This is a genomic window from Streptomyces sp. NPDC001617 (assembly GCF_053596855.1).
Genome location: NZ_JBSFHA010000026.1, coordinates 13,640 through 26,835 on the forward strand (window position 1 = coordinate 13,640; position 13,196 = coordinate 26,835).

The window sequence follows — 13,196 nt, forward strand, 5'->3', positions numbered from 1 at the left end:
AACCCTAGCGGCGGAGGGTTACCTGGCTGGGGCCGTTGTAGGGGGCCGAGCACAGGACCGTCCCCGGGGTGCGCAGGGTGGCGTCCTCGGTGAAGAGTGCGCGTGCGGCCGCGAAGGGGACCTCGTTGCCGGAGACCAGGGCGGCTCGGTCGTAGAGCTCACGGGCGGTCTCCGAGAGAGGCGTGCCCGGGCGGCCCTCGTCCAGCCCCCACTCGTCCCACAGCAGGGTCTCGACCTTGTTGAGGGCGGCGAGGTCGAGGCGGATGTTGCCGGCCACGAAGCGTTCGCCCCAGAACGGGCCTTCCTCGGGCGGGTGCAGTCCGAAACTCCGCTGGTCCGCCTCGCCCGCGCGGATGGCCTGCCAGGCCTCGCCGGCGACGAGGAAGCGGTCGCGGGGTACGTCCATCGGGTCGAAGGCGGTCTTCCAGCGGGCGGTGACGGACGGGTCGGCGAGCTGGGCGTCCGCGAGCAGCCAGGCGCCGCGCTGCTCGTCCCGGTACTCGGTGACGACGTGGTCGCAGTGGAAGTCGCTGCGGCCGCCGGGGTCGAAGTAGTCGGCGAAGCCGGAGCGGATGCGGGCCGGGATGCCGACGTGCCGCAGGAACGAGCAGTGCAGCAGCGCGAAGTCCCGGCAGGTTCCGACGAACCGGTCGGCCGGCTCACGACGCCGCTCCAGAGGCGCGTCGTTGCGGTCGACGAGGAGGCGCAGGATGTCGTCGATGTAGCGGGTCTCGGCGTCGTTGTGGAGGCGGTCGGTGGGATGGGTGTGGCCGAACTGTTCGCCCTCCAACCGGTGGATCAGCAAGTCCCGTGCGATACGGGCCAGTTGGGCGGGGTCGCGCGGTAAGGCGGCGTAGAGGTGGGTGAGTTCGCCGGGGTCCGAGAAGGGGCTCTGGGCGGCGTAGAAGTCGAGGGACAAGGCCGGCCTCCCTGGGGGCGTCGTCGACCACGTGTTCGAATACGGGTCGGTGAGGCCCACCGTGTCAAAATCCGCCGGGATCTGTCCAGGAGTCGAGGGCTGTTCAGGGCGGCCGTCCACGGGGCGCGGGAGAGCGGCGAGGGCGATGACCGCGTGCGCGGCCCGGACGCCGTAGCCGACGAACGGGGGATTCGGGTGGGAACCCGTACGAGGCCGAACCCCGGGGCATAGGCTGAACTGTGTGGACGAAGAGGACGGGGACGACGAGGACCGGCGGCTGGCCGCCCTCGCCCCTGAGGTGTCCCGGCTCTCCATCGCGCTTCTGCGCCGCTCCGTCGGCACCTTCCCGGCCGAACGCGTCGCCCAGGAGGCCCTCGACTGCGCCGACGACGTCCTGGAGCGGTACGGCGCGGACGGGCTCCGCGTCCTCGTCATGAGCCTCACCTGCTGGGCGACGGTCCAGGTCGAGATCAACGCGCATACATCGGGGCGGCCGTTGGAGGCCCTGCTCGACGACATGCAGCTGACGTGGCTGGAGGTCGACCCGGAGGAGGCGTGACCCGCGTCCGTGCCGACGTCGCCTCTTGAGGACGAGAGGCCTGAGGCGGAACCCGAGAAGTGGGAACGGCGCGGCTCCCGCATCCTGCGTCGGCTTCGGGCCATGAGGCGGGCGGGGCTCGGGCCGCGGGGGCCGGAAACGGCAGGTTCCCAAGGCTCGGGGCGTTCTGCCGGCTCAGGCAGCGGCGGCTCCGGAAGCACCGGCTCCAAGGGCTCGGGCAGCTCCTCCGGCTCCACCGGAAGCGGCACCTCCACCGACAGCCCGACGACCAACTGGACCACCGAGGCCGGGTCGAACGGCGGCTACAAGCTGTACAACGAGTACACCGGCCAGTGCCTGACCGCGAACGTCAACCAACTGGCCATGACGGACTGCGGTTCCGGATCCGGTCAGGACTGGCGTACGGGTACCAGCACCACGCTCGTGAACCTCCACAACAGCATGTTCCTCGACGAGAGCGCCACCTGGCCGGCCTTCTCGACCTGCGAGCCGTCGACATCGACGCAGCACTGGTCCCGGCAGTGGACGCCGTGGGCAGGCGGAGCAGGTAAGCGAATCCCCGGCCCCCGGCGTATAGGGGGTGTGAAGGAGCTGGAGTTCGCGGAGTTCTACCGCAGCAGCCGGGACGTGTGCCTGCGGGCGGTGCTCGCCGGGGTCGGCGAGCGGCAGCTGGCCGAGGACCTGGTCGCCGAGGCGTTCACGCGGGCCTGGGTCGCCTGGCCGAAGGTCGCCCGGCACCCCGCGCCACGGGCCTGGGTCGTGCGTACGGCGCTCAACACCCGGATCTCCTGGTGGCGGCGACGCCGACGCGAGGTCGCCCTGGCCGACGGACACGACGTCGTCGTACCGCCGGTCACCGAGCCCGGTCTCGACCCGGCGCTGCTCGCGCTGCTGCGCCGACTCCCGCGCCGCCAGCGGGAGGTGATCGCCTTCCGGGTCTTCCTGGACCTCGACACCGAGGCCACCGCGAAGGCCCTCGGCATCGCGCCGGGCACCGTCACCGCCCACCTCGCACGGGCCGTCGCGACCCTGCGCGGCCACCTCGTCACCGCCGACGCCAAGAACACCCCGGAGGCCGGGAAATGAACGAGCACGACACGGACGTACTCGACGCACTGCGGGCATCGCTCGCCGACGTCACCCTCGACACGCCCCTCGAAACGATCGTCGCCGACGGACGTGCCCGGCGGCGCGGGCGCCGTATCGCCCTCACCGCCGGGGCCACGGCCGTGGCCGCCGGACTCGCGCTCGGTGTGCCGTCGTACGGCCATCCGTCCACGGCGCCGCCGACCTCCTCCGGCGCGCTCGCGACCGGCGCGGGGACCGTGCACATCCGGACCGCCGCCTACACCATCGACAGCCTCAAGAGCGGGGCGCTGCGGGTGAGTTGGGACAAGCAGGCCTACTTCGACGACCACGCGGGGCTGGAGAAGGCCCTGCACGAGGCCGGGTTCCCGGTGCAGATGAAGGTCGGGGAGTTCTGCAAGGGGCCGAACGACGACGGGAAACTGGAGCACGGGGTCGGCACCGGTGTGGACCAGGTCATGAAGGGCCGCCGGGTCGCGGACGACAAGGTCACCTTCGACTTCTTCCCGGACGCGATGCCCGCCCACACCGAGCTGTTCATCGGGTATCTCGACTCCGCCCAGCTGGCGATCACCGGCGGCCGCCCCGGCTCCGTGGAGCGGCTGGTACCCACGGACCAACCACTCACCTGCACCACCGAGTTGCCCAGCGATTCACCCTGAGCAGCAGCGCACCCCCCACGGCCGACAGCAGATAGGTCAAGGTCGAGGTCGTCGATCAGGCCTCGGCCGCCGACGTCGGCTGACCCTTCGGCCCCCGTCGCAGCGCCGCGTACAGCACCGCGGCCACCACGAAACCGACCAGCGGTGTGATGTCGCCGAAGGACGGCCAGTGCTTCGGGACGTAGCCGACGTAGTCCTCCTGGTTGGAGAAGAGGGGGACGGACACCGCGACGCCGATCAACAGGGCCGCCACACCGGGCCAGTTGGCGAAGGTGCGGTCGGTCAGGCGGGCCGACAGCTCCGCGTCCGTGGCCGTACGGGTCTGGAGCCACCGCTCGACCAGGACCACGCCGAGCCACGGCGCCACCCAGTACGCGATCACCAGCAGGAACGCCTCATAGGCCGACCCCGCGTCGTCGAGCGACGCCCACGCCGCCGCCGTACCGGCCACACCCGACACCACGACCAGCACGCTGCGGCTCAGCCAGGTGGGGAGCCTCAGGCCGAAGGAGGCGATGGAGATCGCGCCCGAGTAGATGTTGAGGGCGTTCGCGGAGATGGCGCCGAGGATGATGGCGAGGAGCACCAGGTCGCCCAGCCAGCCGGGCAGATGACCGGTGAAGGCCGCCGTCGGGGTGGCGTCCTTCGGGGCCACGATGGTCGCCGAGGCCGCGCCGATGACCGCCACCACCGCGACGGACACGAACAGGCCGACCGCCGGATAGATGATCGTCTTGATCCGGTTCGCGGTGCGCGGCAGGTAGCGGGAGTAGTCCGTGGCGTACGGGTTCCAGCCGGCCGCGTAGCCCCAGGCCGCGCTGAAGGCGAGCAGGAAGCCGCCGATGCCGCCGCCCGAGCCGCCCCCGCTCAGGTGCGCGTCCTTGAAGGTCCACACCCCGGCGAGCAGGAAGATCACGGCGAGCGCGGGGAACGCGTACTTCTCGAAGGTGTGCACGAAGTTGTGGCCGATGAAGCCGATCACGATCTCGGCGACCACGACCAGGAGAAGGGAGGGGAGCGGTCGCAGACCCGTGAGCGTGTTGAGTGCGAAGGCGGCGCTCACGCTGTTCACCGCGAACCAGCCCACACCCGCGATCAGGCCGTTGGCCGCGGACGGCAGGATGTTGCCGAAGTAGCCGAAGGAGAACCGGCCGATCACCATCTGCGGGACGCCGAAGCGCGGGCCGTCCAGGGAGAGGTAGCCCTGGGTGATCGCGCCGACGGCGGTGCCGAGGACGATGGCGGCGGTCGCCTCCCAGAAGCTCAGCCCGAAGAACAGGACCGCGATCACGCCGATGAAGACGGTCGCGAACTCGATGTTCGGGGAGGCCCAGGTCCACAGCAGCTGGAGCGGGGAGCCATGGCGCTCGGCATCGGGGATGGGCTCGGAGCCCGCCGTCTCGACGGCGATGACCTTGTCACCGTAGGCGGGCGCGAGGGTGCCGGAGGAGTCGGCGGGTGCAGTCGTCATGCGAGGTAAGTGTCCGGCTCCCGCCGGTCCGGGCACAGGGGCGCATTGTCCGCTTCCTGAGCCCCGACGGCGTACAACCTGTAGGCACCCGGTAGCGACCTGGGGTCATCGCCGGGGCCGATGGGGGCATCGGCAGGACGCCCCACCGGCGCGTGGACCCGCGACGGCGCTCGCTCCTAGCTTCATGGGCATGACCTCAGAGAACAAGGGCACGGCCCAGCTGATGACCGCGATGGTGCTGTCCGGCACCCTCGGCGTCTTCGTGGTCGAGTCGGGCGCCTCGCCTTTCAACGTCGTCTTCTTCCGCGTCGTCTTCGGCGCCCTCGCGCTGGGCACCTACGTCCTGTCCCGCGGCTGGCTCCGCGACCACGGCTTCACCCCGCGCACCTTCGGACTCGCCGTCCTGGGCGGTGTGTTCATCGTCTTCAACTGGGTGTTCCTGTTCGAGTCGTACGAGAACACGTCGATCTCGGTCGCCACGGTCGTCTACCACACCCAGCCGTTCTACGTGGTCCTGCTCGGCGCCCTCCTCTTCCGCGAGCGCCTCACCGCGGCCAAGGTCGGCTGGATCGCCCTGGCCTTCGCGGGCCTGATCCTGGTCTCGGGCGTGACACCGGCCGACTTCGCGAGCGGAGGGACGTATCTGCTCGGCGTCGGCCAGGCCCTTCTCGCCGCCCTCCTGTACGGACTGTCCACCCTGGTCACCAAGCGCGTCACCGGCGTTCGCCCGCACCTCATCGCCCTCGTCCAGGTCCTGGTCGGCATCCCGCTGCTGCTCCCCTTCGCCGACTTCGGCGCGATGGCCGGCACGGGGTGGGACTGGGGCTGGCTGGTCGGGCTCGGTCTCCTCCACACCGGCGTGATGTACGTCCTCATGTACGCCGCCTACGCCAAGCTGCCGACCTCGAAGATCGCCGTCCTGGCCTTCGTCTACCCGGCGGTCGCGATGGTCATGGACTGGGCGGTGTACGGCCACCACATCGGCCCCGTCCAGGCGCTGGGCGTGCCGCTGATCGTGCTGGCGAGCCTGAAGGTCACCCTCGCTCGTCCGCGAGTCTCCGCGCCTGCTCCAGAAACAGCCGTACGTGCGCCGGAAGCCGCTTCCCGGCCCGCCACGCCAGCTGCGTGCGAAGCGTGAACGGCGGCTCCCACGGCAGCCGTACGAGAGACCCCTCCGCGAGTTCGGCGGCGACCGTCACCTCGGGAAGCAAGGAGATCCCGAGACCGGCCGCCGCCGCGCGTTTGGTGGCCTCGATGGTCCCGAACTCCATGAAGTCGACCGGCCCGTCAGGGGACTTCAGCTCCAGCTCGAACAGGTCCCGGTAGGCGCAGCCGGGTTCGGTGGCGAGGAGGGGCTGCCGTACGAGATCGGCGGTGCCGAACGCCCGCCCCACGAGGGCGTGTCGGGGTGCGGCGACCAGCGCGAGCGGCTCCACGCACAGCGTCACGCTCTCCAGGCCCGGGTGCTCGGTCGCCTCCTCCATCAGGAAGCCGAGGTCGTACGTGCCCTGGCGCAGCGCCTGCCGGGTCTCGTCGCCGATGGTGGTGCGCAGGGAGAGGCGCACCCTGGGATAGCGGTGGTGGAAGAGCTCCAGCAGCGGGGGCAGCCGGTACGAGGTCAGCGACTCCATCGTCCCGACGACCAGCGAACCGGTGGGCTCCTCGGTACCGGTGACCGCGGCCCGTGCTTCCTGTGTCAGCTCGATGATCTGGCGGGCGTACGGGAGCAGCCGCTCACCCGCCTCGGTCAGCCGGATACGGCTGCCGAGCCGGTCGAACAGCTCGACACCCAGGGACGACTCCAGGGCCCGTACCTGACTGGTCACGCTGGACTGCGCGTACTTCAGCTCGGCCGCGGCCCGCGTGAAGCTCAGCACGGTCGCGACCTTCTCGAAGGTGACGAGCAGCCGCAGTTCCATCAGCGGTCGCTGTCCGTCCCGCGCTCCCGCCGCCGCAACTCCTCTTCCCGGCGCCGCAGATCGGCCTCCCAGTCCTTGAGCAGCGCCTCGTCCTTCTTGTTGGTTTCCTTGAGGGACTTCAGGAACTCGGGATTGTCGTCGGGGGCGACGAACTCCGTGCGGTGGTCGCGGTGCCACTCGGAGGGTGTCGAACCTCCCCCAGAGGGCGGGGCGACGCGGTACTTGCCGGCGACCAGCCAGGCGATCGGACCGACCAGCACCTCGCCGAACAGCAGGATGATGATGACCCAGACCACCTTGGGCAGCCCGCGCACCTGCTCCTCGGGCGTGTTCAGGCAGTCGATGAAGGCGTAGATCCACAGCGCCAGGACCAGCAGGAACGGCAGATACCGGAACATGGTGGTGCGATCCCCCAGGAGACGGTGACGGGGGCTCGGCGGCCCCGGTGACGGGGTCAGGGTAGCGGGTGACAGATACTGGGACGCATGGCTTACGACGATCTTCGCTCCCTGCTCAGGGCCCTGGAGCGCGAGGGCGACCTCAAGCGCGTGAAGGCCGAGGTCGACCCGTATCTGGAGGTCGGGGAGATCGTCGACCGGGTGCAGAAGGCGGGCGGGCCCGCGCTGCTCTTCGAGAACGTGAAGGGCTCCGCCATGCCCCTCGCGATGAATGTCTTCGGGACCGACCGGCGGCTGCTCAAAGCGCTGGGGCTGAAGTCGTACGGGGAGATCTCCGACAAGATCGGCGGGCTGTTGCGGCCCGAGCTGCCGCACGGGTTCGTCGGCGTGCGCGAGGCCTTCGGGAAGCTCGGCGCGATGACGCACGTACCGCCGAAGAAGGTGAAGTCCGACAACGCGCCGGTGCAGGAGGTCGTGCTGACCGGGGACGACGTGGACCTGGACGCTCTTCCCGCGCTGTTCACCTGGCCGCAGGACGGCGGCTCCTTCTTCAACCTGGGTCTGACGCACACCAAGGACCCGGAATCCGGCATCCGCAACCTCGGGCTCTACCGCCTCCAGCGCCACGACAAGCGCACCATCGGCATGCACTGGCAGATCCACAAGGACAGCAGGAACCACTACCAGGTCGCGGCGCGCAGGGGCGAGCGGCTGCCGGTCGCGATCGCCTTCGGGTGCCCGCCCGCGGTCACCTACGCCTCCACGGCCCCCCTCCCCGGCGACATCGACGAGTACCTCTTCGCCGGGTTCATCGCCGGCAAGCGGATCGAGATGGTCGACTGCAAGACGGTGCCGCTGCAGGTCCCGGCGCAGGCGGAGGTCGTCATCGAGGGGTGGCTGGAGCCCGGCGAGATGCTGCCCGAGGGACCCTTCGGCGACCACACCGGGTTCTACACCCCGCAGGAGCCCTTCCCCGCCCTGAAGATCGACTGCGTGACGATGCGGAAGCGGCCGCTGCTTCAGTCGATCGTCGTAGGACGGCCTCCGACCGAGGACGGACCGCTGGGGCGTGCGACGGAGCGGTTCTTCCTCCCGCTGCTGAAGATCATCGTGCCGGACATCGTGGACTACCACCTGCCCGAAGCGGGGGGCTTCCACAACTGCGCGATCGTCTCGATCGACAAGAAATACCCCAAGCACGCCCAAAAGGTGATGCACGCTGTCTGGGGGGCGCACATGATGTCCCTGACGAAGCTGATCGTGGTCGTGGACTCCGACTGCGATGTCCACGATCTGCACGAGGTCGCCTGGCGCGCCCTCGGCAACACGGACTACGCCCGTGACCTCAGCGTCGTCGAAGGCCCCGTCGACCATCTCGACCATGCCTCCTACCAGCAGTTCTGGGGTGGCAAGGCGGGCATCGACGCGACGAAGAAGTGGCCCGAGGAGGGCTATACGCGCGACGGCGGCTGGCCCGACATGGTTCTGTCCGACCCCGAGACGGCGGCGAAGGTCGACCGCCGCTGGAAGGAGTACGGCCTGTGAGTTCTGCGTCTGCCGCGATCCCGCAGCCGGGACGCACCAAGGCCTTTCTCCGCCTGGTGATGATCGAGCACTCGGTCTTCGCGCTGCCCTTCGCCTATATCGCCGCGCTGACCGCGATGTTCGAGTGGGACAGGAACATCCACTGGGGCCGGCTGCTCCTGGTGACCATCTGCATGGTCGGCCTGCGCACCTTCGCGATGGCGGTCAACCGGATCATCGACCGGGAGATCGACGCGAGGAACCCGCGCACGGCGCACCGGGAGTTGGTCACCGGTGCGATGTCGGTGAAGCACGCCTGGACCGGTGCCCTCGTCGCGGTCGTGATCTTCCTCGGCTCGGCGGCCCTGCTCAACCCGCTGTGCCTGGCCCTCGCGCCCGTCGCGGTGATCCCGATGGTGGTCTACCCCTACGGGAAACGCTTCACGAACTTCCCCCAGGCCATCCTCGGCCTCGCCCAGGCCATGGGCCCGGTCGGCGGCTGGCTCGCCATCACCGGTGAGTGGTCCTGGGACGCGGTGCTGCTCGGTCTCGCCGTCGGCATCTGGATCGGCGGCTTCGACCTGATCTACGCCTGCCAGGACGTCGAGACCGACCGAGAGATCGGCGTCCTGTCGGTCCCGGCCCGCTTCGGCATCCCGGCGGCGATCTGGGGCGCCCGCGTCTGCCACACGGCGACCATGGCCCTGCTCGTCTGGTACGCCGTCGCCACCGATGCCGGCGCCTTCTTCTGGATCGGCCTGATGATCGTCGCGGGCGCGTTCGTGTACGAGCACAACATCGTGCGGCCCCATGACCTGTCCCGGCTGAACAGGGCGTTCTTCAGCGTCAACGGCTTCATCGGGATTGCCCTGTTCGTGTGTGCGCTGCTCGATCTTCTGGTTCGGGGTCTGACCGTGTGACTACGGTGCGGCCTACCATCGAGTGCAGAGAGAGGGAGGCCGACGTGACCATCTCGGACAGCGACCGCCTGCACTCGCAGCTCGCCCGGTACGAGGACATGTTCCGCGGTTACCGGATGGAGATTGTCGAGGGCAACATCGTGATGAGTCCGCTCAGGCCGTTCCACAACGAGACCATCGTGAGGCTCTGGACCCAGCTGGAAACGCAGCTCGGCCAGGAGTGGGGCTTCATCAGCGATGTCGCGATCCCGTTCAGCGACGACTTCGAGTTCTGCCCCGATCTTGCGCTGATCCCGGCAGCGGAGAAGAACCGGAATCTGACGGCCTATGCGCCTGACCTCATCGAGCTCGCCATCGAGGTCGTCTCACCGGCCAGCGTCCGCAACGACTACGAGGTCAAGAACAGGCAGTACGCCGCCCGCGGTATTCCGAACTACCTGATCTTCGATCCCCGGAAGGGGCATGTCGTCACGCTCTGGAATCCGGGCCCTGAGGGTTACCTCGGACGCGACACACTTCCGTACGGTGGCAAGGTCGCTGTGGAGACCAAGATCGGTCGGCTCACCATCGACACCGACCGGCTTCCCGTGGATCCGGAAGCCCGCTCTCAGGCCTGAACGACGGCACGTCCACCGCGGCGCCGGAACCAGAACGCCGTCCCCACACCCGCCAGCAGGCCGATCAGATGGCCCTGCCAGCTGACGCCCGTCTGGAGGGGGGAGAGGCCCAGCAGGATCGAGGTGCCCCAGACGGCGCCGACCAGGAGCCCCACCGCGATGCCCACGGGGCGGCGCTCCACGAAGCCGGTGATCAGGAGGAAGCCGAAGAGGCCGAAGATCAGGCCCGAGGCGCCCGCCGTGTTGCTGTTGGCCGGCGATATCAGCCAGACGCCCAGGCCGTCGGCCACGATGATCACCGCGCAGACGGCGAGGAAGCGGCGCAGGCCGGCGAGGGCCGCCAGGAAGCCCATGACCAGCAACGGGATGCTGTTGGCGGCCACATGGGCGAAGCCGAAGTGGATGAACGCGGCCGGGACGATGTCCACCAGCTCGGATGCCCGGCGCGGCATGATGCCCAGGCTGTCCAGGGCGTGGCCGCTGACCGCGTCGACCACTTCCAGCAGCCACAACAGTGCGACCCAGCCCACCATGAGCTTGGCCGCGGCCTTCGCACGATCGCCGCGTGACCACTCGAGTCCGGTTTCCGACATGACGTCCCCCAGTGTTCGCCCGTCCCTCATAAGGAACGGTCGGGCCCCCTCGGCCGGTTCCCACCCTGCGACGCCGGATAGGCTCGGTGTCGTGAACCCAGTCAAGCCAGGAGAGACGCCGCGTACACCTTGGATCGTAGGGGTGTCCGGCGCTTCAGGCACGCCTTATGCCGCGTCGGTGCTCCGCGCACTCCTCGACGCCGGCGAGAGCGTGGACCTGGTCGTCAGCCGGGCCTCCCGGCTCACCCTGCTGGACGAGACGGGGATCTCCTTCCGGGACGCGCACTGGCGGGACGACCTGCGGGAATGGCTGTCGCGGGGGGCGGACGGAAAGCCCGGCGTCTTCGAGGCCGGCAAGGGACTCGACCGGGTGCGGTACTGGGCCGCCGGTGACCTGGCCGCGGGCCCGTCCTCGGGCTCGTACCCCACGAAGGGCATGCTGATCGTGCCGGCCTCGACGGCGTGCGTGGCGGGCGTCGCGCTCGGCCTGTCGAAGGACCTGCTGCAACGGGCGGCGAGCGTCACGCTCAAGGAGCGCCGCCCGCTCGTGGTGGCCGTACGCGAGACCCCTCTGAACGGCCAGACCCTGCGTCATCTGGTGACCCTGGACGACCTGGGCGCCGCCGTGGTCCCCACCTCGCCCGCCTTCTACGCCGGTGCCACCCATATCCAGGACCTCGTGGACTTCGTCGCCGGGCGCGTGCTGGACGCGGCGGGTGTCGGGCATGGGCTGTACCGGCGGTGGCAGGGCGAACTGGGCGCATCCCAGCAGTAGTTCGGCAGTAATCCAGTACTTCGCATCACTTCGGGAAACTTTCAGCGGAAGGCATCGAATCGCATGGACGCGGTGGACAGGCAGCTCATCCAGGCCCTGAGGGAGAACGGCCGGGCCTCCTACGCTGAGCTGGGGCGCCTCGTCGGCCTGTCGGGACCCAGCGTCACCGACCGCATCAACCGGCTGGAGGCGGCCGGCGTCATCACCGGTTACCGGGCCACCGTCGACGCCGCCTCGCTCGGACTCGGCGTCACCGCGCTGATCGGCATCTCGCTCTCCGACGCGGCCGACCACGAGGACGTGGCCCGCCGGATGAAGGACCTCGGCGAGATCGAGGACTGCTGGTTCATCGCGGGCGACGACTCGTACATGCTCAAGGTGAGGGCGAACGACGTGGACGGGCTGGAGAAGATCATCCGGCGGCTGTCCGGGACCAAGGGGGTCTCCAGGACCCGTACCACCATCGTGCTCTCCACCAAATGGGAGAACCGCGTCGGAGAGCTGCCCGAAGAGGTGTGAGCGCTTAGGCGTACGGTGGGGTCGGGTTTCGTAGAAAGGTGTGGGCATGGACGTCGGGCTCAAGCGCGAGCTGGAGCAGAAGGTCAGGGCCGGCGAGCGGCTGACTCGCGAGGACGGCATCGCGCTGTACGAGTCGGACGACCTGGCGTGGCTCGGCGGTCTCGCCCACGAGGTGCGGACGCGCAAGAACGGCGACGTGGTTCATTTCAACGTCAACCGCCACCTCAACATGACGAACGTCTGCACCGCCTCCTGCGCCTACTGCTCCTTCCAGCGCAAGCCGGGGGAGAAGGACGCGTACACGATGCGCATCGAGGAGGCGGTGAAGCTCGCGAAGGCGATGGAGAGCGACAACCTCACCGAGCTGCACATCGTCAACGGGCTGCACCCGAACCTGCCGTGGCGCTACTACCCGCGGTCCCTGCGGGAGCTGAAGGCCGCGCTGCCGAACGTCTCGCTGAAGGCCTTCACGGCGACGGAGATCCACCACTTCGAGACGATCTCCGGCCTGTCGGCGTCCGAGATCCTCGATGAGCTCATCGACGCGGGGCTGGAGTCGCTGACCGGCGGTGGCGCCGAGATCTTCGACTGGGAGGTCCGGCAGCACATCGTGGACCACCGCACCCACTGGGAGGACTGGTCCCGTATCCACCGGCTGGCGCACGAGAAGGGTCTGAAGACCCCGTGCACCATGCTGTACGGCCACATCGAGGAGCCGCGGCACCGCGTGGACCACGTCCTGCGCCTGCGCGAACTCCAGGACGAGACGAACGGCTTCCAGGTCTTCATCCCCCTGCGCTACCAGCACGACTTCGTGGACATGAAGGACGGCAAGGTACGCAACCGTCTGCAGGCGCGCACCCAGATGGCGACGGGCGCGGAGGCGCTGAAGACCTTCGCGGTGTCCCGGTTGCTGTTCGACAACGTCCCGCACGTCAAGGTCTTCTGGGTCATGCACGGCGTCCAGACCGCGCAGTTGGCGTTGCAGCATGGCGCCGATGACATGGACGGATCGGTGGTCGAGTACAAGATCACCCATGACGCGGACAATTTCGGCACCCCGAACAAGCTGACCCGCGAGGACCTGCTGGACCTGATCCGGGATGCCGGGTTCCGGCCGGTGGAGCGGAACACTCGGTACGAGATCATCCGGGAGTACGAGGGTCCGGACCCGGCGCGCAGGGAGGCGCCGCAGCCGATGAGGGTGTGAGCCGAGGTAATAACTACAATGGCC

Annotated in this window: 15 protein-coding genes; 10 read left to right on the forward strand and 5 right to left on the reverse strand. The window is 69.1% G+C overall.

From position 1 onward, the window contains the following. Positions 1-4: 4 nt before the first annotated feature. Positions 5-919, reverse strand: coding sequence for a transglutaminase domain-containing protein (locus ACWC09_RS20780; protein ID WP_450852033.1), 915 nt, complete (start codon positions 917-919; stop codon positions 5-7). Between the two features lie 241 nt (positions 920-1,160). Here ACWC09_RS20780 and ACWC09_RS20785 point away from each other — a divergent pair, with 241 nt between their 5' ends. From ACWC09_RS20785 to ACWC09_RS20795, 3 genes are all read left to right on the forward strand, one after another. After that, a complete protein-coding gene (locus tag ACWC09_RS20785) occupies positions 1,161-1,478 on the forward strand; it encodes a hypothetical protein (protein WP_450852034.1) in 318 nt (105 codons plus the stop codon). Positions 1,479-1,580: 102 nt separating this feature from the next. Next, positions 1,581-2,564, forward strand: coding sequence for a sigma-70 family RNA polymerase sigma factor (locus ACWC09_RS20790; protein ID WP_450852035.1), 984 nt, complete (start codon positions 1,581-1,583; stop codon positions 2,562-2,564). Next, positions 2,561-3,226: a hypothetical protein gene (locus tag ACWC09_RS20795; RefSeq protein WP_450852036.1), complete on the forward strand. Its 666-nt coding sequence runs from the start codon at positions 2,561-2,563 to the stop codon at positions 3,224-3,226. The genes ACWC09_RS20790 and ACWC09_RS20795 overlap by 4 nt, the downstream gene beginning before the upstream one ends. Positions 3,227-3,281: 55 nt before the next feature. Here the strand turns inward: ACWC09_RS20795 and ACWC09_RS20800 are convergent, their stop codons facing one another. Continuing rightward, positions 3,282-4,697, reverse strand: a complete 1,416-nt coding sequence (locus tag ACWC09_RS20800) for a purine-cytosine permease family protein (protein ID WP_450852037.1) — start codon at positions 4,695-4,697, stop codon at positions 3,282-3,284. A gap of 190 nt (positions 4,698-4,887) precedes the next feature. Here ACWC09_RS20800 and ACWC09_RS20805 point away from each other — a divergent pair, with 190 nt between their 5' ends. Next, entirely contained in the window at positions 4,888-5,835 is a 948-nt protein-coding gene (locus tag ACWC09_RS20805) for a DMT family transporter (RefSeq protein WP_450852038.1), read from the forward strand. Here the strand turns inward: ACWC09_RS20805 and ACWC09_RS20810 are convergent. After that, positions 5,732-6,616: a LysR family transcriptional regulator gene (locus ACWC09_RS20810; protein ID WP_450852039.1), complete on the reverse strand. Its 885-nt coding sequence runs from the start codon at positions 6,614-6,616 to the stop codon at positions 5,732-5,734. The two genes, ACWC09_RS20805 and ACWC09_RS20810, sit on opposite strands and share 104 nt — an antisense overlap. Further along, positions 6,616-7,014 (reverse strand): PLD nuclease N-terminal domain-containing protein, encoded by a 399-nt coding sequence (locus ACWC09_RS20815; protein WP_450852040.1) that lies wholly within the window; start codon positions 7,012-7,014, stop codon positions 6,616-6,618. The genes ACWC09_RS20810 and ACWC09_RS20815 overlap by 1 nt, the downstream gene beginning before the upstream one ends. A gap of 87 nt (positions 7,015-7,101) precedes the next feature. Between ACWC09_RS20815 and ACWC09_RS20820 the strand changes: the two genes are divergently transcribed. Genes ACWC09_RS20820 through ACWC09_RS20830 form a run of 3 tightly spaced genes read left to right on the forward strand, consistent with a single transcriptional unit; the run spans position 7,102 to position 10,075 of the window. After that, complete coding sequence (locus ACWC09_RS20820; protein ID WP_450852041.1) at positions 7,102-8,559, forward strand: menaquinone biosynthesis decarboxylase; 1,458 nt, start codon at positions 7,102-7,104, stop codon at positions 8,557-8,559. Beyond that, on the forward strand, positions 8,556-9,458 hold the full coding sequence (gene mqnP / locus ACWC09_RS20825; protein ID WP_450852042.1) for a menaquinone biosynthesis prenyltransferase MqnP: 903 nt from the start codon (positions 8,556-8,558) through the stop codon (positions 9,456-9,458). Before ACWC09_RS20820 ends, mqnP begins: the two co-directional genes overlap by 4 nt. Further along, positions 9,455-10,075 (forward strand): Uma2 family endonuclease, encoded by a 621-nt coding sequence (locus tag ACWC09_RS20830; protein WP_450852043.1) that lies wholly within the window; start codon positions 9,455-9,457, stop codon positions 10,073-10,075. Before mqnP ends, ACWC09_RS20830 begins: the two co-directional genes overlap by 4 nt. On the opposite strand, the gene ACWC09_RS20835 is transcribed toward ACWC09_RS20830, so the two are convergent. Further along, the gene (locus ACWC09_RS20835) at positions 10,066-10,668 is read right to left on the reverse strand and encodes a rhomboid family intramembrane serine protease (RefSeq protein ID WP_450852044.1); all 603 of its coding nucleotides are present in this window, start codon (positions 10,666-10,668) and stop codon (positions 10,066-10,068) included. The genes ACWC09_RS20830 and ACWC09_RS20835 overlap by 10 nt on opposite strands. A gap of 91 nt (positions 10,669-10,759) precedes the next feature. Here ACWC09_RS20835 and ACWC09_RS20840 point away from each other — a divergent pair, with 91 nt between their 5' ends. The 3 genes from ACWC09_RS20840 to mqnE all read left to right on the forward strand — a co-directional run bounded on the left by ACWC09_RS20840 (position 10,760) and on the right by mqnE (position 13,172). Further along, positions 10,760-11,443: a UbiX family flavin prenyltransferase gene (locus ACWC09_RS20840; RefSeq protein WP_450852045.1), complete on the forward strand. Its 684-nt coding sequence runs from the start codon at positions 10,760-10,762 to the stop codon at positions 11,441-11,443. A gap of 63 nt (positions 11,444-11,506) precedes the next feature. Continuing rightward, positions 11,507-11,962, forward strand: a complete 456-nt coding sequence (locus ACWC09_RS20845) for an Lrp/AsnC family transcriptional regulator (RefSeq protein WP_353697563.1) — start codon at positions 11,507-11,509, stop codon at positions 11,960-11,962. Positions 11,963-12,008: 46 nt separating this feature from the next. Beyond that, the gene (mqnE, locus tag ACWC09_RS20850; protein WP_450852046.1) at positions 12,009-13,172 is read left to right on the forward strand and encodes an aminofutalosine synthase MqnE; all 1,164 of its coding nucleotides are present in this window, start codon (positions 12,009-12,011) and stop codon (positions 13,170-13,172) included. Positions 13,173-13,196 lie beyond the last annotated feature (24 nt).

Excerpts from the sequence above, each read along its gene's own strand:
- ACWC09_RS20835 (WP_450852044.1), bottom strand. The coding sequence starts at position 10,668 with ATGTCGGAAACCGGACTCGAGTGGTCACGCGGCGATCGTGCGAAGGCC.
- ACWC09_RS20820 (WP_450852041.1), top strand. The coding sequence starts at position 7,102 with ATGGCTTACGACGATCTTCGCTCCCTGCTCAGGGCCCTGGAGCGCGAG.
- ACWC09_RS20845 (WP_353697563.1), top strand. The coding sequence starts at position 11,507 with ATGGACGCGGTGGACAGGCAGCTCATCCAGGCCCTGAGGGAGAACGGC.
- ACWC09_RS20795 (WP_450852036.1), top strand. The coding sequence starts at position 2,561 with ATGAACGAGCACGACACGGACGTACTCGACGCACTGCGGGCATCGCTC.
- ACWC09_RS20805 (WP_450852038.1), top strand. The coding sequence starts at position 4,888 with ATGACCTCAGAGAACAAGGGCACGGCCCAGCTGATGACCGCGATGGTG.
- ACWC09_RS20815 (WP_450852040.1), bottom strand. The coding sequence starts at position 7,014 with ATGTTCCGGTATCTGCCGTTCCTGCTGGTCCTGGCGCTGTGGATCTAC.
- ACWC09_RS20800 (WP_450852037.1), bottom strand. The coding sequence starts at position 4,697 with ATGACGACTGCACCCGCCGACTCCTCCGGCACCCTCGCGCCCGCCTAC.
- ACWC09_RS20810 (WP_450852039.1), bottom strand. The coding sequence starts at position 6,616 with ATGGAACTGCGGCTGCTCGTCACCTTCGAGAAGGTCGCGACCGTGCTG.
- mqnE (WP_450852046.1), top strand. The coding sequence starts at position 12,009 with ATGGACGTCGGGCTCAAGCGCGAGCTGGAGCAGAAGGTCAGGGCCGGC.
- ACWC09_RS20790 (WP_450852035.1), top strand. The coding sequence starts at position 1,581 with ATGAGGCGGGCGGGGCTCGGGCCGCGGGGGCCGGAAACGGCAGGTTCC.